This window comes from Paenibacillus sp. FSL R5-0623, from assembly GCF_037974265.1.
GTDB lineage: Bacteria > Bacillota > Bacilli > Paenibacillales > Paenibacillaceae > Paenibacillus.
Window position 1 is genome coordinate 666,939 of the sequence record NZ_CP150233.1, and the last position, 24,807, is coordinate 691,745.

Here is a 24,807-nt window from a genome sequence, read left to right on the forward strand (position 1 = left end):
GAAGTGCAAAGCAAAAGGCGGCAAACCAAGACGAATAATGAGTCTTAGTTTGCCGCCTTCAATTGTAATGATATGCTTCTGTTATTGAATTTAAAAGGATTTTGAGTTCAGAAATTCATCATTTATTAAAAACTATATAATTCTCCGAAGCCTTTAAATGTTGTTATGGTATCCTTACTATTTTCGATAGTGAATTTGATGTAGCAATTAGTGGCTTTTAGCGTTTTCCCAAAAATCTCAACTTTAAAACCAGTTCCTTTTTTTTCTCCATATACATCAGCGTATCCCCAAAGATTATCTCCAAAAAACTTGCTCTCAAAGATTTCATACTTTATAAGAGGCTCAATTTTATCTTTATGATCATTATACTGCTGTAGATTTAAAGTTGCTCTATGGTCAGTAGTGGACAAATTAAATTTACTGCAGAGAGAGGTGAATGTCCGCCCATCTACTCTCTCTGAGAAGCTCCATGTACATTTAGTACTAGGTTGTGGAACAGCTAGTGATTGATTGTTTTGAATTATTACGTTATCATCAGCCTGCTCAATTATTCTGTAACCTTGTTGTTCATTAACTGGCTGTGTTGTAATAATTACTTTCCAAATTCCGTTTATATATTGTATGTGTATAGGAAGACTTATCGTTTCTTTATCTGGAAACTCCAATTCCACAGTATAATTATATTCCTCGTCACTAACCTTTTGTTGATCAATTACTTTGAACGAAAGAGGAATATCTGAAGGGTTTTCGAGAGAAGACTTATATTCTTGTTTCTTCTCTTCTAGACTTGTATAACGTTGATCCTCTGTTAACTGACTAAGTTTGTCATAGTCACTGTTTACTGAAGCTTCAAAGTATTCATTCAATACAGAGTCTGGAGTTTGGTTTGAAGATATATCCGCATATGCTGAATCAGAGTTCATTATCCCCAGAAACAGTATACATGCTAAACTGAAAATTTTCATAACTTGCAAGTGTAATTCTCCTCTCTTATTATCTACTAATTTGTTTTAACATTTCTCTGGTTTCAAAAAGGCAAGCCTCAACCTTTTTATTAGTGATTATTCCGCACTTATCCATGGAGCTATAATATTCAACTGCGCCATCCAATAAATGGTGGAGAAATTCACTCTCCTCTACATGAAAACGCTGAATGACCTCTTCTTCGCTCATATAGTCATAGTCAATTCTCAGAATAATTTCCATTGTCCCCATAGTATCTTTCTTAAAACAAACAAGTATAGGCTCCGATCCATACAGTGATTCCCCATATATGCAACTACTCTTTAGATACTTGTGCATGACAGATAGGTAGCTTCCCCATAAGTCTAGACCCCAGTTTTCAAATCCTATCAATTGCTCCTGACCTCTCTGAATAACAACAGCCATATTAATATCATTACTTTTCAAAGGGCCTACAGTATCAAGGGAGTATCGTTTTGTAAACTGTTCAAGAGTAATAAACAATTTTGTAAACTGTTCTGTTCCATTAGCGGCATAAACTTGTGGAAGAGATTGTTTTGGTGAAATAAGATATGTACGAATGGATGTCATATACCCTCCTGCAATTAAGTTTGTCTCGAGTTAAATTATTCTGATTCAGCGATATTCCAGCCATATGGGTAAAGAGTAACCACTTCATAGTCGCTGTTTACAACCAGTCTATATTTTTTACCATCATATAATCCATCAACTGCAACAGGCCCGCTGGTATTGGCTCGGATTGCTTTTTTATTAGATTCACTATAATTTGCTACAGTTGCAATAATACTTACAATATCTCTCATGCTAGTAGTCTCATAGAAAAAGGAATTTTGCTGGACTGCTTTGTAACCCAATCCAGTCCAATATTTAGGATGATGTTTAGACATTATATGTTCCATTCCGCCGTCTTGAGTTCCAAATTTCAATTCAATATAATCACTTGTTCCAATCAGCCATATATCCTTAATTGTTGAATATCTTGTAACCAAAAATGGAAGCTCGGCCTCAAACTCATTTTCTATCGCTTTCTCAACATAAGCTTCTGTAACTTTGGCATATGTTTTCGAAGTACCATAGAGTAATCTAGCAGCTTGCATAATAATTCTAAAGATATTTGCTGGACGGACTTCGTTTTGAGGTTGAACATTATTTGACTCACGGGAATTTTCAAGTATTTCCAAAGTATCATTCTTTATTTCTTCTGTCACTATTCTTTCTTTTTTGAGATTTTGATCCTCAACACCGCTAGCAAATGCTTGTGGAACAGAAACTGTGAACAATGTAACACAAAGTAGTACTGATAAGAATTTTTTTCTAAACAAGTTATTCTCCTCCTATATGTTTTTCATTTGGGTTATTTACTAAATATCCCTTTGAATATATTACCATCTATAACAAAAATGTAAATATGTAAAGAAGTATATATATATACATTAAATTACTTAATAATCTATTTACACATTGTATTATTAATTTCGGAATAAGTATAAAAAGTGAAATCATAGATTGATTTATTTGGCAGAAAACGAGCGTAACCTGAACACAGATTGACCTTATATTGAGCACCACATGAAGGTTTTTCCGTGATACATTAGGAGTATAGAAAAAGGCGCGAATGAAACGCACGGCTGCACAATGCGGCATATGACTGGGGCGTTCCTCTTCTCGCTTTTTCCTATTCATTGCAGGGAATTAGTCCCAAGTGTCGAAATGTGATTAGGACAATATACATACTTGGGGGAAGAAATAATGGCAAGAAGAAAAAGTAAGGCTAAGCAGGAAGAAGAGTTGTTCCAAGGATTAGCTGGTATGGCGATGTTGGGAGGAATTATTGGAACCTATTCGGTAACAAGATCATGGCAAGTATCATTGGTTGTCGGCTTGCTGGGTGTCGTTGGAGTTATTGTGTTAATGGTCAGCATTCAACGTAAACGAGCTGAACGATTGAAAAGGTCAGGCATAGCTGAAATCGACCAGATGGATGGATTGCAGTTCGAACATTACCTTGGACATTTGTTTCGATCACAAGGATATAAGGCAGAAGTGACAAAAGCTGCAGGTGATTATGGGGCTGATCTGGTCATTTCAAAAGATGGGAAACGGATTGTTGTGCAAGCTAAACGGTATAAGAAGAATGTTGGTTTAAAAGCTGTTCAAGAAGTACAAGGAGCTCGGGCACATTACAAAGCAAATGGAGCATGGGTTGTCACAAACAGTAATTATACTGAACAAGCATATCAACTCGCTAAATCAAACGGGGTAAGACTTATTGCTCGAGATGAATTGGTTGAAATGTTGCTCGCAATGAAAGAAAAATTATCCGCTTCAAAGAAAACGGAAAATGTAAAGACGATCGCATAATAGATTTAACGAGGAATTAAGAGCAAAGTATTTGTTAATTGTGGATATAGAAAGAAAGAGACAATTAGGAACTTTGACTTCAATTTGGGTGCTTCAGTAAAATGGTCTTGTTCTTCCTCTATAGTTACATAGTACGTATGCATTTAAAGCAAATAGCAAGGCGTTTTTGCGGCGACCGTTTCGGGCGCATGCTTTTAGGACGTAACACCAACTTCACACATATCACATTTAAAGTCGTTCCTTCATGGATCGGCTTATTTTCATTGGAGGAATTGAAGTGACCAGCAGAAGACGGAAGAAGATACGCACTCGCCCCAATAAGCAGCCTGAGAAATGCAAAGGTTGTATATGGGGTAGATGGGATGGAGTGAAACAGTTTTGCCCTAAACCTCCTGATTGTTTCGTAAGAAAGGGAAAATCTTCCTAAATGTCGAATTATTAAGAGACTGGGGGGAGTGCTTTGAAAATTAGTGATGTTATAGATTATTCATTAGAATCTATAGCCGGCAGGATCAAGAATGCACCAAGTCAAAAAATCGCTGAACTTGCAAGTAACAATGTCCTAAGAAGTACGTTTGCGATCACAAGTACATTTGCTATTTTAACTGAGGAGTTAAAGAAAGAATTAATATACTTAATTCAGGAAATTTCTCAGACCGAAGTTAGAAAAAAAGATATATCTGCTCTGCGGGTTAAACTCAATGAGTTTATTCTGTCTGAACTTAAGGAGCATGAGAGACATTTGACAAGTTTGAACATCTTCACTAAATTCGCAAGTCCGGAGATCATCAAATTTATTAATAAAGAAATTGATGACACTAAGTCATCAGTGGAACTGAAGCTCAGAGAAAACGACAGTGGCAAATTTATTGGGATTTAACTAAAATAGCACTTTCCGCAATAATAGGCGGTGTTATAGGAGCATATATCAAAAGTGCAATCGGATCCTAGGCGAAGGGAGGTGCAAGAGTTATGGTAAAAGTTAATGCAAATCTTCAAGAAGCAGATGGAAGTTTTGATGAGTACAGCAGTAGAACGTATGATTTGAATGAAGCTCAAGTAACAGCTTTGCTAAACTCAGATATTGTTACATATCCACGTAGTCATGGGAGTAAGAGCAGGAGTTCAGTTAAGACACGAATTGTACAAAAGAATTTTTCATTGTTCGACCCAGAAAAACCAGTTTTGAAATAGTTTTCCAGGTGATTGAATAGGCATCCTTCGGGGTGCTTTTCCTTTATCTCAACCGAATACAAATAGTTCGCAACCAAAATCTCCCAAGCGCGTATATCTTCTCTAGCACTTATTTTGATTGTTAGGGGAGTTAGAGTATGGGAGATACCGTTGAAGTAATCAGTAGAACATCAGCTAATTATCTTCAAATAGCTGTTAATGAATGGATTAACGAGAATCTGGAAGTCACAATAAAGTTGATCCAGTATCAGCTTTCTGGGAATCAGCATGCAGCACTTATCTGGTAACGAATAAGCAAACATATCATACTTAACTAGAAAGGAGTTTTATATGTCTGAGCGCGATATCGTTTATGAGATTCTTAAGATCATTCAATCTGGCAAAGAACCATTCAAGGAAGACATTGGAGCGGATAAAGAGTCCTTCGAAGAATGGATGGAACAAATCCATGATGATAGACTCGCTACCAATATTTCTGTTTATAAGGGTGGCAGAGGCAATAAAATAAGAATGGTCAATGCCAAAGGATCAGAGTTAACCAAAGCAGGTCGTCAGTTAATTGAGCTCAAAGAAGAAGGCAAGATTTAAGGTTGAGGAGGTTATAAAATGGACTTAAAGTACCGAACTTTGATTTACCAGATTTCAAAGTAATCAAACCTGTTAACACGCCAGCAGAAAATACAGCGAGTGAGTTTTACAAGAAAATCGTTAGGATGTTGGTTCTTCCGGTTCTTTTCTCTGCATTGCAGTAAGCAAGAAACTGATTTGAGTAACATGCTGTACTAGATGCACAGGGTCACCATTCTCTAAAATTCCGCTGAACATTATTAAGCTAGGATTTTCATAACTTACATCTGTGATATGGAATGTAAGTGCTTGACCATAAGAAACTAACCTTACCCCTACTTCTTTTGAATCGTCCAAACTCTGATCAGAGACAGATTGGATTAATACCACAGCACCTTAACGGGTGTTTTTCTTTTGCCTTCATATGACAGAATGTGAGCCGCTCTAAGTATCTTAATATAGGAACGTACGTTTGCATGGATCAACCCATTGAAGAGCGGAGAACAGCATCTGAGTGAGCGTACACATGCATATGGTGGTCACCCAAACGTTGAAACTAAATCAACACAAAATAAGGCTACTATAGTTTCAAATTTCTAGCTTTTATGCCGATATGATAATGAGATAGGAGAGGACTAAAAAGATGTTTAGTAAAAATAAAAAAAAAAATGAAGATACTTACCTAGAGAAATATGAAAGATTTAAAAAAAGACACAGAAACAGAACTCTTGACGAATTAAGAACTTTAAAAACTAGAGTTGAAACAAAGGAGAATAGTAATTCAGTTTTGCCATTAATGGTAGGTATACTTTCAGCTGGATTAATTGTTTCTATAGGTTCGGCAGTTTACAAAAGTGAGTATGATGCGTTTTTACTATCACATGATACAGAAAGGTTTCTGAGAGGTGCGGGGCCAATAATATTAGTTATTATAATTGGAATCGGGTTTCTTTATTGGTTATTAGGATTCTTGAACTCAAGGGTAAATAAAGAAAAGTTGATGTTTGTTCGATTAATTGAAGAGAGAGAGCAAAATAAGAAGAAAATTACCGATAATAGACTACAAAAATTAAAAGAAAAATATGAAAATAAAATTAAAAAAACTACCATATAGTGGTATTATCCCCTTTAAGTAGACACTTAAAAAAACCTTCATGTTATCATGGAGGTTCAAGTGATACTTGGAGGGGATATTTTTATGGCGAAAAAAGGGCAAACATTTCAGACGTATACGGAAGAATTCAAATTGAATGCAGTTAGATCCTATATCGAAGGTTCTTCAAGTTACAAAGTAGTCGCTGAACGCGAAGGAATTCGCAACTGTTCACAACTGAAGGTGTGGGTGAAAAAGTGGAAAAACGGGGAAGCGTTCGATGAACGAAAAAACAGTGTGCCCAATCCACTGAAGGGACGTCCCCGTACAGCCTTTGGCAGCGTGGAGGAAGAACGAGACTATCTTCAAGCACAGGTGGATTATTTAAAAAAGCGGTATCCAAATCTAGTAAAGGAGAAGCGCTGAGCCAACGGGAGAACTACGATATCATCGATGAATTGCGCTGCTCGCATGGCATTACACGCCTACTATCGATTACAGGAATACCCCGATCCAGTTACTATAAATGGCGAGCAACCCAGCCGCAGCGAGACGCAAGACAAGATCGTGACCGTGAGATCAAAGAACACATGATGGCTATTCATTTTGAAAACCGAGAGTTTGGTTATCCTCGCATGACAACGGCGCTCTGGGAGGCTGGTCTGAACGTGAATCACAAGAAAGTATGGCGAATCATGCGGGAACTATCGATCCAATCAGTGATTCGCAAGAAGCGGAAGAAGTCCAGCTATACGCCATCTGTGATCTATCCGAATCGCCTGAAGCGCCAATTTCACGCTACAGCACCCCAGCAAAAAATGGTAACGGATATTACCTATATTTCGGATGGGAGCGCATTCGTTTACCTGTCTGTCATTCAAGACTTGTTCAACAACGAGATTGTAGCTTGGCAGTTATCTAAACGGAACGATGTTCAGCTCGTATTGGATACGGTGGAACAATGGACACAAAAAAGAGACGTTTCGGAAGCCGTGCTCCATTCGGATCAGGGCTTCCAGTACACGTCTCAGGCGTACAACTCACGATTAGAAGCATTCGGCGTCAAAGGCAGCCACTCTCGCAAAGCAACCTGCCTGGATAACGCATGCATCGAATCTTTCTTTTCGCATCTCAAGACAGAGAAGCTGTACCTTAACCAGTGTAATTCAGAAGCAGAGATTCGACAAGCCGTGGAAGATTACATTTACAATTACAACTACCGACGCTTTCAAGCCAAACTCAAACAGCGCGCACCGATTGAATATCGATGCGCACTGGCAGCATAGCTTTTTTCATCTGTCTACTTGACAGGGGTATGACCAATAGGTAGTTTTTTAATTTTTTATTGCGGGTGGTGATGAATGGAGAAGGCTAGCTAGATAAAGAAATTTACATTGTAACAGAATGGAGGTATAAACTTGTCCGTTAAAAGCTATCAGAAGATTATTCCGGCTACGGCCATTCAGTTCGAGGGAAACAGCTCGACACATACAGATGAGATTTTCGCTTTTTTTCAGGTGCCAATTTCGATTGACCTTGCGGGTGGCACTGTAAAGCTTCGAGTGATCGTCGATCATTTTGACATTAGGAAAAAAGGACAACCAATAAGAGTATCAGTAAAAAAAAGAGAGGTTTTTGAATCTATTGAAAATACAATCAAGAATATAACAACAAAAGAGCTATTTGAAAGAATATCCAGTGGTAATATGAGGTATGCTCTTGAATTTTTCGATACTATGGTCACCTCTGGACATACAAATTTAGAGGTTAGTGGAATCGCAACACAAGATGCTCCAAAGTTACTTTACCATTGGGAAGTGTTGAAAGGGGTCATATGAAATATACGATAGTGAAAAATCTATAGTAACTAATTTGTTTAGCAAATTTGACGATGGATTCTATAGTCACTTTGTACTCTTCAGAATATTGGAAACGCTGGATAGACAACAGGGAACTGTTTACAATCAAGATGTTGGGAAAGGCTATGTACCTATTGAGAAGTTATATGTAGAAATAACTCCATTTTGTAAAAATGAAAAAGCCTTAAGACAATGTCTAATCCCTTTATTATCGAGCTATTTAATAGATAGCGATATAGGCTGCAGAAGACCAGGGGATGAGAACTATTATGACAAGGTGAGACTTGTGAAAATAACACCTGCCGGTAAGTACTATATTTCGGAACTTGCAGGTACTTTTGAGTATCTAGAGATTATAGTACATGATACCTATTCATAACGAAGCAACTCACTCTGGAATGCTTCAAAATATCAATAGAGTAAAGAGGACTCACTTTGAAAATTTATCAGATAAATGGGAGATGAGATTTCAAATTGTGGAGCAGTTTCTTGCCTATTTAGAAGAAGAAGAGGGGAGAGATGGTAGCTATTTTGCTACCTTAGGAGTCACTAAGTGGGGGAAAATAATACCTGTACTGAGACAGATCTATGATAGGGATAAAGCTGAAATCATAAGAAGGTTAAACCTCCCGATTAGGACGAGAGTTTAGGACATTACTGAAGATTGAATCCTTCGTAGCAAAAAAATATTAAGAACCAAATGGCTTGGCGGCGCTCCTCACAAATATTCTTCATGAGTGAGCAAATAGCAGAGATTATAAAAGCAAGTATTCAAATTAAGAAGAGACCTGATTCGTCTGACCGGTCTCTTTTCTTATGATTCTTCTTCTGAAAGTGATTAGCTATAGGTATCTGAATGCGAAAATGTTCATACTCAATATTTAGTACTCCACCCAAAAATAGCGCCCTAGAAGGTTGCGAAGCTATTTGATATAATTCATACTAGACCAGGCGAAGTTATGACTGCTTTACAGAAAACAAGACATCACCAAAAATTACAAGAAAATCACAATCTCTGCGAACGTTGGCGGATGAAAATGTTAAAACTTATCCAAAAATGGCTATGAGTATAGGCAAACGAACTTAGACGAACACAGACGAATGGAGGTGGGACATCGTACCCATGGAACCTATACTAATATTCAAGGCTTTATCGAACGAGACACGTAGACAAATTCTGTTGTGGCTCAAAAACCCGGAGCAACACTTTCCACCGCTGGAACTATCTCAGCATCCAGATGGTGGCAAGAACGGGATCTGTGTCGGTACGATTCAACTGAAGGCTGGACTGGCTCAGTCGGTTATATCCAGTTATCTGCTGACTATGCTCAAGGCAGGGTTGCTGCTCTCCGAGCGCAGAGGACAATGGACGTATTATCGGCGCAACGAGGAGACGATACGTCAGTTTGCCGAGTACGTACAGAACGAGTTATAAGCCGGATGCCGGAACGGAAGCTAGGATGCATATGCAGGCAGGGATTCCGTCCGGATGTAAACGGCTAGTTTATGAACACATCACATCACCATATCCAATTGCGATTTAATAAATCTATATATCTGGATATACAAAAATATAATCATCGAGGAGATTAAACGATAATGACTACAGAAAATACGGCTTCATCCCATAAAGAACACATTAACGACGTTAAGCTTTCCATCTTGGATCTGGCTCCTGTCGTTGTGGGTGCAACACCCGCTGATGCACTGCGCAACAGTCTCGATCTGGCACAGCATGCAGAGCGTTGGGGATACCACCGTTACTGGGTAGCTGAACATCACAACATGCCGGGTATTGCTTCATCCGCAACTTCGGTTGTTATTGGATATCTGGCTGGTGGAACCAAAACGATTCGTTTGGGTTCAGGAGGCATCATGTTGCCTAACCATGCACCGCTTGTCATCGCTGAGCAGTTCGGCACATTGGAATCCTTGTATCCTGGCAGAATTGACCTGGGACTGGGTCGCGCACCAGGTAGTGACCGCCGTACATCGCTTGCACTACGCAAAGATCTGAACAGTGGGGAAGATTTCCCTGAGTTGTTGGCAGAGCTTAGAGCATACTTTGATGCTTCGGCGACGTCTTATCATGCACCTGTTCGCGCAGTTCCTGGAGAAGGATTGAATATTCCAATTTACCTCTTGGGGTCCAGTGATTTCAGTGCACGTCTGGCAGGTCAGCTGGGATTACCGTTTGCTTTTGCCAGCCACTTCTCGCCCGATTACACCCGTATTGCACTAGAGACGTATCGAAACAACTTCCAACCATCTGATAGCTTGAAGGAGCCACATGTGATTGTTGGTGTTAACGCAGTTGTTGCGGATACAGACGAGGAAGCAGCATGGCTGGGTACAACGATGCAACAGCAATTCCTGAACATTATTCGTGGCACAACTGGATTGGTACAGCCTCCGGCAGAGATGGAAGGCAAATGGACGGACCGCGAGAAGGCTGGTGTTGAGCAGACGCTGAAAGCAGCTGTTAACGGTTCTCCAGAAACGGTACGTGGACAGCTGGAATCCTTCATTCGGCAGACGCAGGCAGATGAGCTGATTATTACGTCGATGATCTATGATCATAAGGCACGTCTGCATTCCTATGAATTAATTGCACAATTGGCGGGAAAAGCTTAATCTCCATTTTCAGCGTTAAAGCTGGCTTAATCGTAGGGTATAGCTATAAATTTACGGTTCGTCTCCCAGTGAGGCGAGCCGTTTTTGAATAGGGAGAATTTGCAAATGATTCGTGTGGGGCAGAAGATTCATTTTGGGGTAAAATGACTTTACCGGTTTAATTTGAAACGGTTAAACAGCACCATACGTATAAATCCAGAGTGTTATACATATGTTGGCTTGTACAAGGTATTTTTTTCGTGTGTGGGCATTTATTTAGCTTTATAGTTTAGTTTTGATTAAGGGTCATAAGAGAGGACGACACGCCTATGGAGCAACCTGAGCAACCCCGCGTTTGGCCGGAGCGGTTCAAGCGATTTTTTCTTAACAACAAGTTTGTCCTGTTTCTACTGATTCTGCTGTTGGTGGGACTGAACGTGATGGTTCTGACCAAAGTATCTTTTGTTCTTCATCCGCTCGCGGTACTCATCAAAACCATTGTGTTACCTATTATTCTGTCAGGCATACTCTATTATCTGCTGAATCCGATTGTGGATGTGATGGAGAGGTGGAAGATTAAGCGTGGCTGGTCCATTCTGATCCTGTATCTTGCGATTGGAGGCATTCTGACGGTCGTTGTGCTGGCAGTCATTCCAGTTGTGCGTAACCAGATTGTAGGACTAATTGAAAACTTTCCAACGTACAGTGAGACGGTAAAACAGCAGTTTGAGGAGCTTACGGGCAGTAAATTGTTCGGTCAGTTCCAGGAGACGGTGAATCTGAATTCGCAGGACTGGTGGGGAACAATCTCCCAAAAGGCTACTGAAATTCTGAACTCGACCTGGACCAAATTGGGCGGATTCCTCGGAGCTTTCACGGAGACCGTGCTGTCCATCGTAACGGTTCCGTTCATTCTGTTCTATCTGCTGAAAGACGGCAAGAAGCTGCCAGCGAAAATTCTGTCTTTCCTGCCGATCAAGAGCCGTACGGGCGCAATGCATGTGCTGGAAGATATCAATCACCAGATCAGTTCATTCATTCGTGGACAGATTATCGTCAGCTTCTGCATCGGTATTCTGCTCTACATCGGTTATATGGTCATTGGTCTGGATTATGCACTGATTCTTGCAATTATCGCCTCATTCACGAGTGTTGTTCCGTATCTGGGACCTGCAATTGCGATTACACCAGCATTGATCGTGGCACTCGTCACTTCCCCGGTGATGCTGCTGAAAATGGTTGCCGTATGGACGATCGTACAGTTAATTGAAGGTAAATTCATCTCACCACAGATCATGGGTAAAACGCTGAAAATCCATCCTATCACGATTATCTTTGTCATTCTGACTTCGGGTAATCTGTTTGGAGTCGTGGGCATTCTGCTCGCTGTTCCAGGATACGCGGTGCTGAAAGTATGTGTATCGCATATCTTCAACTGGTTCAAGGACAGATCGGGCCTTTACGATCCAAACAAGAACAATCTTTTATAACCAAAGTGGCAAGTTCCAATGGATAGTTAATCAGAAGATTTAGTCACTTTTTATTTTGTACAAAACGGTACCCTTACCAAGAAGAACCCCCGTCCATCGGCAAATAGCCGAGAGGCGGGGGTTCTTCTTCATGAACAAGCTTGGCTGCTGCCTAGCTGTGTTTAATATGCTGGAGCGTTTGCAGGAAAATCTGCTCAATATGAGTATCATCCAGAGAGTAGTACACCGTCTTGCCTTCCTTGCGCCGCTTGACGATCCGCATATTGCGGAGAGAACGCAGCTGATGTGAAATGGCCGACTGTCCCATGTCGAGCAGAACCGTCAGGTCATGAACACATAATTCCTTCTGTAACAGCGCATCAATAATACGTAGACGTGTGGGGTCGCTGAATGCCTTGAACCAATCTGCCATCTCGGAAGAGGTCTCCCGATCTATGAGTGAAGTGCGAATCGTCTGCACGTCGGCTTCAGTACCTGAGCAGGCTGCATCACATTCGCTTGGTGCTTTAACCGGTTGTTCCATTTCCTATCACCGCCTATGTTAACAACTATAGCTCTATTATATCCAAAACCCGCCTAAAGCGAAATGATTACTATTAGCATAATCTGTATGGAAAATCAACAATGATTGTTGACACTCATGTTTAGGCGTGCATATAATAGGGGTAACCAAACATATGAATGAGTGCTCATATATTGAACACAATTGAAATATAACATCGTTTTTGTACTGCAAAGGGGAGAATTCACATGGGAACCGGACAGGAACAGGTGAAAAGGGAACTGCTGCTTGATGGACTGGATTGTGCGAACTGCGCATTAAAAATCGAGAATGGCGTCAAAAAAATTAAGGGCATTAACGAATGCTCTGTCAATTTTGTTACCAAGACATTATCGTTACACACCACTTCCGACATGGATGAACAGGTAGTGGAAGAAGCAAAACGCAAAGTGCTTCGGCTGGAGCCGCATATTCGCGTTTCGGAAAAAGGAAAACACGTGAATGGACATGTGCAATCCCATACAGGGAGTGCAGCTGGTGCGCATAATCACAGTCATGACCATACCGGACATGATCATGGACATTCACATTCACATGGCAAACACTCGCATACTCATGATCACTCAGATTCAGAGGAACACACACATGGTCATGTGCATGAGCACGGAAGTCATGCTGGACATGATCACAGCCATACCCATGATGATGCCCATGCAGGCCACTCGCATGAACATGGTGCAGGACAGACAAAAGTGTTGCTTGCTCGTCTTGCTGCAGGTTCTGTGTTGCTCGCAGCCGCAATCTGGTCGCCGCTGGAGGGCTGGGCACAGTTTACTTTATATGCGCTCGCTTATCTGATCGCCGGGGGAGATATCGTGCTCCAGGCGTCCAAAAACATCATCCGCGGTCAGGTGTTCGATGAATACTTCCTGATGTCCGTCGCTACCTTGGGTGCCTTTGCGATTGGAGAATATCCCGAAGGGGTAGCGGTCATGCTCTTTTATCAGCTCGGGGAGCTGTTTCAGGGCATGGCGGTTAATCGGTCACGCAAGTCGATTCAGTCACTGATGGACATTCGCCCGGACTACGCGAATATCCTGACGGGTTCGGGTGACGAAACCCAACGTGTATCTCCGGAAGACGTAAGGATTGGTGATCGTATTGTCGTGAAAGCAGGAGAGCGAGTACCGCTGGATGGTATCGTTAGAGCTGGGCGTTCCATGGTGGACACTTCTGCTCTGACAGGTGAATCGGTACCTCGTGAGCTGGAGCCCGGAAGTGATGTACTGAGTGGATTTGTGAACAAAAATGGTATGTTGACGATTGAAGTTACCAAAACGTTTGGTGAATCAACGGTATCCAAAATTTTGGACCTGGTGCAGAACGCGAGCAGCCGGAAAGCGAAAACAGAACATTTTATTAGTAAATTCGCCCGATATTACACACCAGTTGTTGTTATCCTTGCAGCCGTGATTGCATTTGTTCCGCCGTTAATACTTAGTGGTGCAACATTTGCCGATTGGATCTATCGTGCATTGGTCTTCCTGGTTATCTCATGTCCTTGTGCGCTGGTGGTCTCTATTCCACTTGGATTCTTTGGCGGCATCGGAGCAGCTTCACGTAACGGTATTCTCGTCAAAGGTAGTAACTACCTTGAAGCGTTGAACGATGTGAAAGTTGTTGTTTTTGATAAAACGGGTACACTAACCAAAGGTGTATTCAAAGTAACAGCCATTCGTCCCGAAGTTGGACGTACGGAAGATGAACTGATGAAGCTGGCAGCCATAGCGGAAGCCAATTCCAATCATCCGATTGCCGAATCCATTCGTGCAGCTTGGGCCAAAGCCATTCCCACGCAAGGTGTGGAAGGTTATGATGAAGTTGCTGGACACGGGATCAAGGTAAGTGTGGATGGTCGGGAAGTGCTTGCAGGCAACGCCAAATTAATGGTGCAGGCAGGTATATCCTATACCACACCAGAGTCGACAGGAACGATTGTCCACGTGGCTGAAGCTGGCACGTATGTTGGTCATCTGATCATTGCCGATGAAGTGAAGGATGACGCAGCCGCGGCCATTCAGGCGCTGAAGAAGCTTGGCATTCGCAAAACGGTCATGCTGACAGGTGATGCCAAAGCCGTAGGTGAAGCGGTTGGCCGCGAGCTTGGTGTGGATGAGGTCTACGCTGAATTGTTGCCACAGGATAAAGTCGAACGACTGGAGCAACTGGACGCTGCCAAATCTCCGAAGGAAAAAATGGTGTTTGTCGGTGACGGCATCAACGATACACCTGTACTGGCGCGCGCCGATGTGGGCGTGGCCATGGGTGGACTTGGTTCAGATGCTGCGATTGAAGCGGCAGATGTGGTCATCATGACCGATGAACCGTCGAAACTAGCGAGTGCAATCCGCATTGCAAAGCGTACACGAATGATTGTATGGCAAAATATCGCGTTTGCTTTGGGGGTTAAAGCGATCTTCCTGCTACTCGGTGTGTTCGGCATAGCTACCATGTGGGAAGCGGTATTCTCCGATGTGGGTGTCACAGTGCTGGCTGTACTGAACGCCATGCGTGTACTTCGAGTGAAGAATATCTAAGTTTACGAAACGATCCAGGCGGCTCTTCGTATATACGTAGAGCCGTTTTTATATTTTTATGTAGATAAGTCTAACTAGACATTTACACGAGAACGGAGAGGACAGAGATAACCTGAAGAAGCGAAGCTGGTTATTCTGTCATTGGAGTGTCAGTGTAAGCAGGTCTATGGAAGACAACAGTGAAGGGGAGAACGTTTTGACAGGAGCAATAGTTGGGATCATCATTGGAGTATGCTATTTCATTCTGGGGTTCATGGTGTTCAAAAAACCACCGAAAATGATTAACGGGATATATGGGTATCGGACTCCGCGCGCAATGAGTAATCCCGAGTTGTGGGACGAAGCGCAAAGTTATAGCGCCAATCTGATGATGCAATTTGGTGTGATCATTACGATATTTGGCATTATCGGTTTCTGGCTTACAGATGTACGAGCGTTGGTGCTGAGTCTGGTGGCTACAGGATTCTACACGTTCAGACTGTTTACCAGAGTTGAAGGCCGATTGAAGCAAATGCAGCGTGCTCAACAGCAACAGAATGAGCAGAACGTTTAAGGTAAAGAGAATGAATAGTGTACAGAGGAAGATCTGCGTGTGAAGCGGGTCTTTTTTTGTTGAAATAGAAAATTGTAGAGGATGTTAAACTTGCTAAGACATCATATCCGAAATCTAACGTTGACGTTAACGTTAATATTATATATAATTATGTACATAATATTATAGACATATGGAAGAGGTGAGGGAAATGAGTTTATATAAAATCGACGACGTAGCCAAGGAATGCGGTTTGACCAAGCGAACCATTCGGTATTATGAAGAGATTGGTGTCATGCCTTCACCTCAGCGGACAGATGGCGGAACGCGGTTGTACACTCGGGAGGATATCGATTATCTGAAGAAGGTGGTTCGCGCCAAAGAGGTACTTGGATTCTCCCTTCAGGAGCTACATACCTATGTGGCAACGGCAGATGCCTTGAACGAACAACGTTTTGACTACCAGCAGACGACCGAAGTGAGAGAACGGATTGAGAAGCTCACCGCGATGGAAACAACGCTGGATGGTCAGTTACAACTGATTGAGCAGAAATTGCAGAGCATACATGCCGTACAGACTGAACTGGAAGAACTGCGTGAACGCGTTCGGAGCGGTATTCAGAGGTTGCAGGCACATGATCCGCAGAATGATGAAGACGGCTAAACCGATTAGCATCCAATATTTAATAAACAAAACTGTATACACATAATCGCTACATGGAGTGAGCACCATAGTACCTGTGGCGATCCTGTACAAACACCGGAGTTTCGGTGTCATTTGTGCCGTTTTGTTACCTCTATTCATGAAAATGAACGCAATATTTTCATCGTTTTCACTGCTATTTTCAAATAAAAAGTTTCACCACATAAATTATTCACAGGAGGAATTACGTATGAAAAGAGAGCCATCATTACCGGACGAATTGCCGTCATCACGTGGGGGCCTGTTATCTCAGCCGCGAGCGGTATGGGCGGTTGCCTTTGCATGTATCATATCCTTTATGGGTCTGGGTCTGGTTGACCCGATTCTGCCCGCAATTGCAGATCAGCTGCATGCATCGAAAAGCCAAGTGTCACTGCTATTTACCAGTTATAACGCTGTAACCGGGGTAGCGATGCTGATTACAGGTGTGGTATCCAGCCGCATTGGTGTGAAGTGGACGTTGCTCAGCGGGATATTGCTGATTATTATCTTCTCGTTCCTTGGCGGTACCTCAGACACGGTAGGTGCACTGGTCGGTTACCGTGGCGGTTGGGGACTGGGTAATGCCTTATTCATCGCAACGGCGTTATCCGCCATTGTGGGACTGTCCACGTCGGGGACAGCCAAAGCGATTATTTTGTACGAAGCAGCGCTAGGTCTCGGGATTGCGGTTGGACCGTTGCTTGGTGGTGAGCTGGGTTCCATCTCTTGGCGTGGTCCGTTCTATGGGGTGGCTGTCCTAATGGCGATTGCCTTTATCAGCATTACATTTATGTTGCCCAAGATGGCCAAACCGAAAACACGCAGTTCTTTGTCCGATCCATTCAAAGCATTAAGTTATCCTTCATTGAAAACATTGGCGATTACCGCCTTCCTGTATAACTTTGGTTTCTTTACCTTGATGGCTTATTCACCATATGTCATGAATCTGGATGAGCACGGCTTGGGTTATGTATTCTTTGGCTGGGGACTGATGCTGGCGATTACGTCTGTATTCGTCGCACCAAGATTACAACGCCGATTCGGATCGGTTCCGTCCATGAGTGTCATGCTTACATTGTTCGCGATTGATCTGGTTGTTATGGCAGTAGGTACGGTGATGGGTTCACCAACTACCGTTATTGTTGCAGTTATTGTAGCCGGGATTTTCCTTGGCATTAACAACACATTGATTACAACGGCTGTTATGGAAGCTGCACCTGTGGAGCGTTCTGTTGCTTCTGCTGCATACAGCTTCGTTCGTTTCCTGGGTGGTGCACTTGCTCCATGGCTTGCTGGTAAATTGTCGGAGTGGTTCCTGCCGGAAACGCCGTTTTATTTTGGCGCATTAATGGTTCTGATTGGTGTCGTGGTACTGCTGGTACGCCGTCATCATCTGCGGGATATCGATTCTGCCATTACATCTCATTAATTCACAGGAGGAATTGCAATGCTGAAACATATATTGGTTGCTGTTGATGGTTCGGATCATGCGCACAAAGCTTTGGAGCAAGCACTGATTCTGGCTGAAGATATGAAACAACCCCCAAGTCTGTTGATCGTGCATGTTAATCCGGCTATCTCTATCAATGAACCTGCATTGGGTGTTGATCTGGAAGCTCGGATTGCCGAAGAAGGGCAGCATATCATAGAGCCAGTGACCAGACAGTTGTCTGGGCGGGACGTTCCATATGAGACATTGCTAATTGCGGGCGATCCCGTTAATGAGATCTGCCGTGTGGCGCGCGAACGAGATTGTGGAATGATCGTGATGGGTACAGGCGGGAAAGGCATGCTCGCAGAGATGATCGTAGGCAGTGTCAGCCATGGCGTGTTAAAACATGCAGAGTGCCCCGTCCTGACGGTTAAATAGGTTGTGAATTCCTTTATAATGCAATAGCTCAAGATCGCGACAATGGCTCATCAGGTACGTTACAAGCTATGATTGCCGAATACCGTAGTGGGTTAATGGCACTGAAATAGTGTATAAATAGATTAAGTTCAATAGGCTCTAAAAGGATGGAGGATGCAGCATATGAAAAAACAACATCTGTTTATCGGGGGCAAACCGACCGAATCCGTAGATTATAAAACACTTCAAGCACCATACTCCGGGGAAACGCTGGCAGAAGTCTCTTCGGCTTCGGCAGAGGAAGCGGAGGCTGCTGTTGCAGCTGCGGTTCAAGCCGGGAAGGCAATGCGCCAGATGCCTGCACATCAGCGTGCAGATATTCTGTACAAGTTGTCCTCCATGCTTGAAGAACGCAAAGAAGAAGCAGCGCGAATCATTACGCTTGAAGCGGCAAAGCCAATTACCGCAGCACTGGCAGAGGTTGACCGGACGGTGGAAACGTATCGTTTTGCCGCTGAAGAAGCCAAGCGACTGACCGGAGAGACGGTTCCGATGGATGCAGCCAAAGGTGGGGAAGGACGTATCGGATATACGATGCGGCAACCTCTAGGTGTCATCGGTGCGATTACACCGTTTAATTTTCCAATGAATCTGGTAGCCCACAAGGTAGGCCCAGCGCTGGCAGCAGGCAATACGATTGTTCTCAAACCTGCGGAGCAGACGCCTCTGTCATCCTACTACATCGCTAATCTGCTTCAGGAAGCCGGATTGCCGGATGGTGCATTGAACGTGGTGAGCGGTGATGGCAAAACCATTGGTGATGTGCTTGTGGAGCACCCCCGTGTTGCTCATATTACGTTTACAGGCAGTCCAGCGGTAGGCACGAGCATTCGTAGCAAAGCAGGACTCAAACGCGTGACACTGGAGCTTGGGTCAAATGCAGCGGTGATCGTGGATAAGGACGCAGACCTGGACAAAGTGGTTCCTCGATGTGTGACCGGTGCTTTCACGTATCAGGGACAGGTATGTATCTCGCTACAGCGAATCTACGTACATCGTGACATCTCGGAAGAATTCATCCGACGTTTCGCTGAAGCGGCCAAACAAGTGGTGGTCGGAGACCCGCTGAGCCCGGATACGGTGGTCTCTGCGCTGATTACCTCCAAGGATGTACAGCGTACACTCAATTGGATTGAAGAAGCCAAACAGGCAGGAGCTGAGGTGGTAGCAGGCGGTCAAGCTGAAGGAGGCATTCTGCGTCCAACGGTACTGATTAACGTTCCGCGTGATGCCAAGGTATCCTGTCAAGAAGTGTTTGCACCCATCGTTGTGATCAATACGGTAGATTCCGTTGAAGAGGGTATTGAACATGTTAACGATTCGATATACGGGCTTCAGGCAGGCGTATTTACAAACGATATCCATACCGCCCTCCATGCTGTCGATCAGATCGAAGCAGGCGGAGTCATGATTAACGATATTCCGACGTTCCGAGTGGATCACATGCCCTATGGCGGGGTGAAACAAAGTGGGATTGGGCGTGAAGGCGTAAAATATGCTGTAGAGGAAATGACGGAATTGAAGTTTGTTATGTTTAACAAAGGGTGATTTTCTTCCATTCTTTACTCAATATACCGTATGCCAATGAAAACATAACCACACACCTCCTGTGCCAGAATAATGGCACAGTTTTTTTATATGAAGATCATGGAAAAAGTTTCAAAAATACATGTGGATTCTTCACTGACTGCGGGTTCACATCTGATGAGACGGGTATAACATAGTTAACATACCGCAACATAACTGACTAAACGCCGCTCATATCACCGAAGCATGATGTACCCATCCATCCAGAGCACGAGCGGAATGAAGCGGTACAGCATTGCCGAAAGTCTTATATTCTCTCACTATTCAAATAAAATGCAGTATGAATTAAGCCTGAACTCTGGAGTTGCAGGACAGGCAGGAGGTGTATTCAAATGGCGTATTCCATGGTGGACGTATCGGGAATGTCAGGCGTAAGTCTGAACGAACTGAGCCAGTATGCAGAGACAGGTCTTCTGAATCCGGCCTTTGGGGATGTAGAAGAGGACATCTATTATGAAAAGCAGGAATTGCTGAGACTCCAGCAAATCCTTTTCTGTAAGGAAGTTGGTATGAAGGAGAATGAGATTGGACCGATGCTCCGGGATCATCCTCAGGATGTCATACGCATCATGAAGCAGCATCGGATTGACATGCTGGAGAAGGCACTCCGTCTGCATGGATTGATTCAGACACTGGACAAAACGATCTCTCATTTGCAAGGTGAACAGGAACTTGATGAACATGAGCTGTATATCGGTTTTGTAAATAAGGGACGTCACCAGTTGCTGAATGAATCGGGTTCTGACCCTGTAGTCACTAATGATATGAACCATGTGCAGACAGAAGGTACTCAGAGGTCTGACATCCAATCTTCCAATACATCCACATTGCCTGAAAATCAGGAGTTGAAGTCAAAAGAAGATTATCTGGATTCCCAGGCGAGAATTGACCAGGTTCATCTGGACTTGCAACAGGCCATTGAGGATGGATTGGAACCCGGTAGTGCAAAAGTACAACGGATTATTGGCAGGCATCTTGAATGGATCAAAGGTTATTATACACCCACCGCTGAGATCTATCGGGATTTGGCCAATCTGTATGTAGAGCATAAAAATTTCCGTCAGATGTACGATGGTTATCACCCGAAATTGGCTGAATTCCTGCGGGATGGGATGATGATTAAAGCGGAACATGATTTATCCTAGATGCATAAAGTAACATGGGCGAGCAAGAACATGGGTGTGAATCATAAAGGATAACAAAGAGCGCAGACCTCTGAGAGGACTGCGCTCTTTGTTATTACGGGTTCTTCATCATCGTGTGTGATGAGACTCCGATCCTCTTGTTCATCATTTCCTAAAGGGGTATGGTTGCTTCCAACTGCTCTGTGAGCAGGCTTACGGCTTTCTCCAGGAAGACGCGGTCTTCGTCGTCAAAACGATTTTTGATCGGGCTGTCGATATCCAGCACCCCGTACAGTTCGCCGTTTTTGATAATCGGTACGACAATCTCACTGTTCGATGCTGCATCACAGGCAATGTGGCCTGGGAAGGCATGAACATCATCAACGACCAGGGTACGCTTTTCCGCAGCAGATGTGCCGCATACACCACGTCCCAGTGGAATTCGGATACAGGCAGGCAGTCCTTGGAATGGCCCGAGGACCAGTTCTTTTCCATCATACAGATAGAAGCCGACCCAATTGGTGTCGGTCATAAATACATTGAGCAGCGCAGCAGCGTTTGCCAGATTGGCAATCGCACTAGGTTCATCGCGGATCAGAGCACTTAACTGTCCCAGGACGGCGGTGTGCTGCTCACTTCGTGTTCCTTCATAGGAAACAGCTTGAAACATGGTAAATCACCCTCCCGAGCAAAATGGTACTTATTTTCAAGATAGTGCAGAGGATGCGGTTAGTCAAGCGGAGGATTTCGGAAAGGGAAGGGAATACCTGAAGAATCCTCCTGTTTCTCAGCTTCTTGCGTGGGGTAATTACTTAGCAACCACGGAGGGCTATAACCCGGGAAGGAGCTTGGCTTATGCATGCAGAGGTACAGAATCTTTTTGTACGGATTCATCTACTATATTTCGCGCAAAATCAGGATTTGAACGTTAGCGAGGCACTGCCCCTATTGGAAGAACGGGGATATCGCGTTGGAGAGCGGGAGATCAAGCAGGAGCTTGAACACCTGACACAGGAGAATTTCCTGACCGCCCACGGGGACCAATGGAGCCTAACCGGGACTGGCATCGAAGAATTCAAGGAAATCACGGCTGTGTTTGGCCGGGTTAGCGATGAATTACTGGGGAAGGGCAAGAAAACGTCCAAAGCTTAAAATTCATTGGACAAGCCATGATTCCGTAATTCACTCAAACTTTGAATTGTTCCATACGTACAACAAGACCGGGAGCGAAATTGGCCCGGTTTTTTGACATGTGTCCATGACTGAATAGTTGCCATTCGGCGCAGGTTATGATTAGATGACTAGTGAATATTATGGTCTGCGGAGATAGATCGGATCGGAGTGTCTTTATATGTATAAATGCAAAGGAAGAATTCCCGAAATGGAGACTGCGCGGCTTCGTCTGCGTAAAATGCGTCGCCGGGATGCGGCCCAGATGTTCGCATGCTGGTCAGATCGGGAGGTGACCCGTTACATGAATCTTGCGCCCATGATTGGGACAAGCGAAGCGGCAGACATGATTGGACTGCTCAACCAAATGGCAGGAGAAGAGGATGCGATCCGGTGGGGGATCGAACTCAAAGAAACAGGCAAGCTCATTGGTAGCTGTGGCTTTAACACATGGCAGCTTGAAGGCGCATTCCGGGGTGAGATCGGTTATGAGCTAGGACGTGACTATTGGCGCCACGGTTATATGACAGAGGCTTTCTCGGCATTGCTGCCCTTCGGGTATGAGACCATGGGTCTTAATCGAATTGAAGCGCTGGTTGATCCGCGTAATCTGGCTTCCGGCGAGTTCTTGACAAACCGTGGCTTCACGCGAGAAGGGTTGCTACGACAGGTGCAACATACGTCCACCGGATACAAGGATATGGTGATGTATTCGATGCTGTATGATGAGTTCCTTCGTAAGAAAGGCAAATAAAAGAGACAATAGATAATTGCTTTTAAATTACACGTAAACGAAGAAACAGAACAAAGCTGGAGAAGCGAAGCGTTCGCCTTTAAAGCTTTCTGAAAGAAAGCTACATCGGAAGCATACGCTATCACCGGATTTCTCCTTTAGAGAGGAGAAGAAAAAATCTGGGGATAACAGCGATCGGAAGCTTGTTCTGGTTCGTAGTAGATGTGTAAATTAACGTACCAATTATATAGAGAAACGAAGAGAGAAGGGTTTGTGTGAATGCAACTGGAGGTTTGAAGCGCAGTTTCATCTTGACGGGGCTGTTGCTCGCGACATTTCTGTCAGCGATTGAAGGCACCGTAATTGGTCCGGCAGGGCCGACCATTGTCAGTGAGCTGGGGAGTGTACAGCTGCTGAGCTGGATTTTCACCGCATATCTGTTGACGATGGCTGTGAGTACGCCCATTTTTGGCAAAATCAGTGACTTGTATGGACGAAAGCCTGTATTTCTGATTGGCTGTGCCTTATTTTTACTGGGTTCACTTTTGTGCTGCCTGTCGCAGAACATGGAGCAGTTGATTATTTTTCGTGCAATACAAGGGATCGGTGCGGGTGCGGTAGTTCCTGTTACATTTACGATTATCGGGGACATCTACGCCATTGAAGAACGTGGCAAAATCCAGGGCTGGATTAGCTCCGTGTGGGGTATTTCCTCTCTGGCTGGACCGCTGCTTGGCGGTTATTTTGTTGATAATCTGGGCTGGCAGTGGATCTTTGGTTTTAATGTGCCGTTTGGTCTGCTTGCGATGTGGTTTGTATTTCGTTATCTGAAGGAAGATATCTCGCCGCGTACGGCCAAAATTGACTATGTCGGTGCACTGACCTTCACGGTGGGCATTACTGCATTGTTATTCGTCCTGTCGGCGGGTGGGCAGTATTATGCCTGGAGTTCTCCGTTGATTGTTGTGCTGAGTGTGGTCGCCGCTCTGTTTATCATTTTATTTTTCGTGGTGGAAAAAAGAGCTCAGGCCCCTATGGTTCCACTACATTTGTTCCGAATTCGGGACATCCGTGTGGCGAATATCGCCGGACTGCTGACCAGTACTTTGATGATCGGCCTGACCAGTTATTTGCCGCTCTGGGTGCAGGGGGTTCGGGGAGGTAATGCGACGGAATCCGGGTTGCTGCTCGCGCCGATGTCAGTGGGTTGGCTCATTGGTAGTGTGTTGGCAGGCCGCCTGTTGATGAAGATTGGATCACGTATGACCGCATTGATTGGATTAACCGGAATTGCGATTGGGTCGGGTGGACTCTTTCTGGTGGGCGGGACATCCCCGCAGGCTGTGCTATTTATATTGACCTTTATTTATGGTCTCGGCTTCGGATTTGCGTTCACGATCTTCACCATTATTGCGCAGTCTTCTGTAGGGTATAAGGAGCGTGGCTCCTCTACCGCACTGCATACGTTCATGCGTACATTGGGACAGACGATTGGTGCAGCGGCTTTTGGTACCTGGTTGAACTATCGGATCTCCACGTTATCGAATGAACAGAATCTGGCTGAGGCTGGAATATCGGAGAATGATCTGAATGAACTGTTAGCACCGCATACGGATGCAGCGCTATCTGATGATAAATGGGCGCTACTGCGTAACGTGCTGGAAGGAAGCTTGCATTCCCTGTTTGTGATTATGTTTGTCATTGCACTGGTCTCGTGGGTAACGACGCTTGCTCTACGCAAACGTTTAATTGTACCCGAAGATGCAGATGCTCCACCGCAGCCACAAGGCTCAAAGTAAAAGTGGAT

At 44.0% G+C, this 24,807-nt stretch carries 27 protein-coding genes and 1 pseudogene; 23 read left to right on the plus strand and 5 right to left on the minus strand.

The features are described 5' to 3' along the window. Window positions 1-125: 125 nt before the first annotated feature. Genes MKY92_RS03145 through MKY92_RS03155 form a run of 3 tightly spaced genes read right to left on the minus strand, consistent with a single transcriptional unit; the run spans window position 126 to window position 2,306 of the window. Complete coding sequence (locus MKY92_RS03145) at window positions 126-974, minus strand: hypothetical protein (protein ID WP_339299110.1); 849 nt, start codon at window positions 972-974, stop codon at window positions 126-128. Window positions 975-993: 19 nt separating this feature from the next. After that, the gene (locus MKY92_RS03150; protein WP_339299112.1) at window positions 994-1,554 is read right to left on the minus strand and encodes a hypothetical protein; all 561 of its coding nucleotides are present in this window, start codon (window positions 1,552-1,554) and stop codon (window positions 994-996) included. A 35-nt stretch (window positions 1,555-1,589) separates the two neighbouring features. Further along, window positions 1,590-2,306, minus strand: coding sequence for a hypothetical protein (locus MKY92_RS03155; RefSeq protein ID WP_339299114.1), 717 nt, complete (start codon window positions 2,304-2,306; stop codon window positions 1,590-1,592). 427 nt (window positions 2,307-2,733) lie between these two features. Between MKY92_RS03155 and MKY92_RS03160 the strand changes: the two genes are divergently transcribed. The 12 genes and pseudogenes from MKY92_RS03160 to MKY92_RS03215 all read left to right on the plus strand — a co-directional run bounded on the left by MKY92_RS03160 (window position 2,734) and on the right by MKY92_RS03215 (window position 12,161). Next, entirely contained in the window at window positions 2,734-3,345 is a 612-nt protein-coding gene (locus tag MKY92_RS03160) for a restriction endonuclease (protein WP_339299116.1), read from the plus strand. Between the two features lie 460 nt (window positions 3,346-3,805). Continuing rightward, window positions 3,806-4,225 carry a hypothetical protein gene (locus MKY92_RS03165; RefSeq protein WP_339299118.1) on the plus strand — a complete coding sequence of 140 codons (420 nt, stop codon included), beginning with the start codon at window positions 3,806-3,808 and terminating at the stop codon, window positions 4,223-4,225. Window positions 4,226-4,317: 92 nt separating this feature from the next. After that, window positions 4,318-4,539 (plus strand): hypothetical protein, encoded by a 222-nt coding sequence (locus tag MKY92_RS03170; protein WP_339299120.1) that lies wholly within the window; start codon window positions 4,318-4,320, stop codon window positions 4,537-4,539. A gap of 330 nt (window positions 4,540-4,869) precedes the next feature. Then, window positions 4,870-5,127, plus strand: coding sequence for a hypothetical protein (locus MKY92_RS03175; protein WP_339299121.1), 258 nt, complete (start codon window positions 4,870-4,872; stop codon window positions 5,125-5,127). A 622-nt stretch (window positions 5,128-5,749) separates the two neighbouring features. Further along, complete coding sequence (locus MKY92_RS03180) at window positions 5,750-6,220, plus strand: hypothetical protein (protein WP_339299122.1); 471 nt, start codon at window positions 5,750-5,752, stop codon at window positions 6,218-6,220. An 84-nt stretch (window positions 6,221-6,304) separates the two neighbouring features. Continuing rightward, window positions 6,305-7,485: pseudogene (locus MKY92_RS03185) on the plus strand (IS3 family transposase). 132 nt (window positions 7,486-7,617) lie between these two features. Then, complete coding sequence (locus MKY92_RS03190; protein WP_339299123.1) at window positions 7,618-8,037, plus strand: hypothetical protein; 420 nt, start codon at window positions 7,618-7,620, stop codon at window positions 8,035-8,037. 88 nt (window positions 8,038-8,125) lie between these two features. Beyond that, window positions 8,126-8,437: a hypothetical protein gene (locus tag MKY92_RS03195; RefSeq protein WP_339299124.1), complete on the plus strand. Its 312-nt coding sequence runs from the start codon at window positions 8,126-8,128 to the stop codon at window positions 8,435-8,437. Further along, on the plus strand, window positions 8,421-8,708 hold the full coding sequence (locus MKY92_RS03200; RefSeq protein ID WP_339299125.1) for a hypothetical protein: 288 nt from the start codon (window positions 8,421-8,423) through the stop codon (window positions 8,706-8,708). The genes MKY92_RS03195 and MKY92_RS03200 overlap by 17 nt, the downstream gene beginning before the upstream one ends. 473 nt (window positions 8,709-9,181) lie before the next feature. Further along, entirely contained in the window at window positions 9,182-9,493 is a 312-nt protein-coding gene (locus MKY92_RS03205; RefSeq protein WP_017690814.1) for a helix-turn-helix transcriptional regulator, read from the plus strand. 164 nt (window positions 9,494-9,657) lie between these two features. Continuing rightward, the gene (locus tag MKY92_RS03210; protein ID WP_051449565.1) at window positions 9,658-10,692 is read left to right on the plus strand and encodes an LLM class flavin-dependent oxidoreductase; all 1,035 of its coding nucleotides are present in this window, start codon (window positions 9,658-9,660) and stop codon (window positions 10,690-10,692) included. Between the two features lie 308 nt (window positions 10,693-11,000). Next, a complete protein-coding gene (locus MKY92_RS03215) occupies window positions 11,001-12,161 on the plus strand; it encodes an AI-2E family transporter (protein WP_036614215.1) in 1,161 nt (386 codons plus the stop codon). 151 nt (window positions 12,162-12,312) lie between these two features. Here MKY92_RS03215 and MKY92_RS03220 read toward each other — a convergent pair whose 3' ends face one another. After that, window positions 12,313-12,684, minus strand: coding sequence for a metalloregulator ArsR/SmtB family transcription factor (locus tag MKY92_RS03220; protein WP_100526808.1), 372 nt, complete (start codon window positions 12,682-12,684; stop codon window positions 12,313-12,315). A gap of 227 nt (window positions 12,685-12,911) precedes the next feature. Here MKY92_RS03220 and MKY92_RS03225 point away from each other — a divergent pair, with 227 nt between their 5' ends. The 8 genes from MKY92_RS03225 to MKY92_RS03260 all read left to right on the plus strand — a co-directional run bounded on the left by MKY92_RS03225 (window position 12,912) and on the right by MKY92_RS03260 (window position 21,118). Beyond that, window positions 12,912-15,260: a heavy metal translocating P-type ATPase gene (locus MKY92_RS03225; protein ID WP_339299126.1), complete on the plus strand. Its 2,349-nt coding sequence runs from the start codon at window positions 12,912-12,914 to the stop codon at window positions 15,258-15,260. 196 nt (window positions 15,261-15,456) lie between these two features. After that, window positions 15,457-15,813: an SdpI family protein gene (locus MKY92_RS03230; protein WP_339181680.1), complete on the plus strand. Its 357-nt coding sequence runs from the start codon at window positions 15,457-15,459 to the stop codon at window positions 15,811-15,813. A 190-nt stretch (window positions 15,814-16,003) separates the two neighbouring features. Then, window positions 16,004-16,456, plus strand: a complete 453-nt coding sequence (locus MKY92_RS03235) for a MerR family transcriptional regulator (protein WP_339299127.1) — start codon at window positions 16,004-16,006, stop codon at window positions 16,454-16,456. Between the two features lie 229 nt (window positions 16,457-16,685). Then, window positions 16,686-17,906, plus strand: a complete 1,221-nt coding sequence (locus MKY92_RS03240) for an MFS transporter (RefSeq protein ID WP_062837652.1) — start codon at window positions 16,686-16,688, stop codon at window positions 17,904-17,906. 18 nt (window positions 17,907-17,924) lie between these two features. Continuing rightward, a complete protein-coding gene (locus tag MKY92_RS03245) occupies window positions 17,925-18,347 on the plus strand; it encodes a universal stress protein (protein WP_339299129.1) in 423 nt (140 codons plus the stop codon). 162 nt (window positions 18,348-18,509) lie between these two features. Further along, window positions 18,510-19,934: an aldehyde dehydrogenase family protein gene (locus MKY92_RS03250; RefSeq protein ID WP_339299131.1), complete on the plus strand. Its 1,425-nt coding sequence runs from the start codon at window positions 18,510-18,512 to the stop codon at window positions 19,932-19,934. 225 nt (window positions 19,935-20,159) lie between these two features. Continuing rightward, window positions 20,160-20,348, plus strand: a complete 189-nt coding sequence (locus MKY92_RS03255; RefSeq protein ID WP_339299133.1) for a hypothetical protein — start codon at window positions 20,160-20,162, stop codon at window positions 20,346-20,348. Next, the gene (locus MKY92_RS03260; RefSeq protein WP_339299135.1) at window positions 20,306-21,118 is read left to right on the plus strand and encodes a TipAS antibiotic-recognition domain-containing protein; all 813 of its coding nucleotides are present in this window, start codon (window positions 20,306-20,308) and stop codon (window positions 21,116-21,118) included. The genes MKY92_RS03255 and MKY92_RS03260 overlap by 43 nt, the downstream gene beginning before the upstream one ends. Window positions 21,119-21,269: 151 nt before the next feature. Here the strand turns inward: MKY92_RS03260 and MKY92_RS03265 are convergent, their stop codons facing one another. Continuing rightward, window positions 21,270-21,767, minus strand: coding sequence for a GAF domain-containing protein (locus MKY92_RS03265; protein ID WP_036614172.1), 498 nt, complete (start codon window positions 21,765-21,767; stop codon window positions 21,270-21,272). A 185-nt stretch (window positions 21,768-21,952) separates the two neighbouring features. Between MKY92_RS03265 and MKY92_RS03270 the strand changes: the two genes are divergently transcribed. From MKY92_RS03270 to MKY92_RS03280, 3 genes are all read left to right on the plus strand, one after another. Beyond that, window positions 21,953-22,249, plus strand: a complete 297-nt coding sequence (locus tag MKY92_RS03270) for a hypothetical protein (protein WP_036614170.1) — start codon at window positions 21,953-21,955, stop codon at window positions 22,247-22,249. A gap of 199 nt (window positions 22,250-22,448) precedes the next feature. Next, window positions 22,449-23,021, plus strand: coding sequence for a GNAT family protein (locus MKY92_RS03275; protein ID WP_076254763.1), 573 nt, complete (start codon window positions 22,449-22,451; stop codon window positions 23,019-23,021). Window positions 23,022-23,293: 272 nt separating this feature from the next. Beyond that, on the plus strand, window positions 23,294-24,799 hold the full coding sequence (locus MKY92_RS03280) for an MDR family MFS transporter (protein ID WP_339301668.1): 1,506 nt from the start codon (window positions 23,294-23,296) through the stop codon (window positions 24,797-24,799). The last annotated feature ends 8 nt before the right edge of the window (window positions 24,800-24,807 follow it).

Excerpts from the sequence above, each read along its gene's own strand:
- MKY92_RS03150 (WP_339299112.1), bottom strand. The coding sequence starts at position 1,554 with ATGACATCCATTCGTACATATCTTATTTCACCAAAACAATCTCTTCCA.
- MKY92_RS03160 (WP_339299116.1), top strand. The coding sequence starts at position 2,734 with ATGGCAAGAAGAAAAAGTAAGGCTAAGCAGGAAGAAGAGTTGTTCCAA.
- MKY92_RS03170 (WP_339299120.1), top strand. The coding sequence starts at position 4,318 with ATGGTAAAAGTTAATGCAAATCTTCAAGAAGCAGATGGAAGTTTTGAT.
- MKY92_RS03175 (WP_339299121.1), top strand. The coding sequence starts at position 4,870 with ATGTCTGAGCGCGATATCGTTTATGAGATTCTTAAGATCATTCAATCT.
- MKY92_RS03180 (WP_339299122.1), top strand. The coding sequence starts at position 5,750 with ATGTTTAGTAAAAATAAAAAAAAAAATGAAGATACTTACCTAGAGAAA.
- MKY92_RS03200 (WP_339299125.1), top strand. The coding sequence starts at position 8,421 with ATGATACCTATTCATAACGAAGCAACTCACTCTGGAATGCTTCAAAAT.
- MKY92_RS03205 (WP_017690814.1), top strand. The coding sequence starts at position 9,182 with ATGGAACCTATACTAATATTCAAGGCTTTATCGAACGAGACACGTAGA.
- MKY92_RS03210 (WP_051449565.1), top strand. The coding sequence starts at position 9,658 with ATGACTACAGAAAATACGGCTTCATCCCATAAAGAACACATTAACGAC.
- MKY92_RS03215 (WP_036614215.1), top strand. The coding sequence starts at position 11,001 with ATGGAGCAACCTGAGCAACCCCGCGTTTGGCCGGAGCGGTTCAAGCGA.
- MKY92_RS03220 (WP_100526808.1), bottom strand. The coding sequence starts at position 12,684 with ATGGAACAACCGGTTAAAGCACCAAGCGAATGTGATGCAGCCTGCTCA.
- MKY92_RS03225 (WP_339299126.1), top strand. The coding sequence starts at position 12,912 with ATGGGAACCGGACAGGAACAGGTGAAAAGGGAACTGCTGCTTGATGGA.
- MKY92_RS03235 (WP_339299127.1), top strand. The coding sequence starts at position 16,004 with ATGAGTTTATATAAAATCGACGACGTAGCCAAGGAATGCGGTTTGACC.
- MKY92_RS03240 (WP_062837652.1), top strand. The coding sequence starts at position 16,686 with ATGAAAAGAGAGCCATCATTACCGGACGAATTGCCGTCATCACGTGGG.
- MKY92_RS03245 (WP_339299129.1), top strand. The coding sequence starts at position 17,925 with ATGCTGAAACATATATTGGTTGCTGTTGATGGTTCGGATCATGCGCAC.
- MKY92_RS03250 (WP_339299131.1), top strand. The coding sequence starts at position 18,510 with ATGAAAAAACAACATCTGTTTATCGGGGGCAAACCGACCGAATCCGTA.
- MKY92_RS03255 (WP_339299133.1), top strand. The coding sequence starts at position 20,160 with ATGATGTACCCATCCATCCAGAGCACGAGCGGAATGAAGCGGTACAGC.
- MKY92_RS03260 (WP_339299135.1), top strand. The coding sequence starts at position 20,306 with ATGGCGTATTCCATGGTGGACGTATCGGGAATGTCAGGCGTAAGTCTG.
- MKY92_RS03265 (WP_036614172.1), bottom strand. The coding sequence starts at position 21,767 with ATGTTTCAAGCTGTTTCCTATGAAGGAACACGAAGTGAGCAGCACACC.
- MKY92_RS03270 (WP_036614170.1), top strand. The coding sequence starts at position 21,953 with ATGCATGCAGAGGTACAGAATCTTTTTGTACGGATTCATCTACTATAT.
- MKY92_RS03275 (WP_076254763.1), top strand. The coding sequence starts at position 22,449 with ATGTATAAATGCAAAGGAAGAATTCCCGAAATGGAGACTGCGCGGCTT.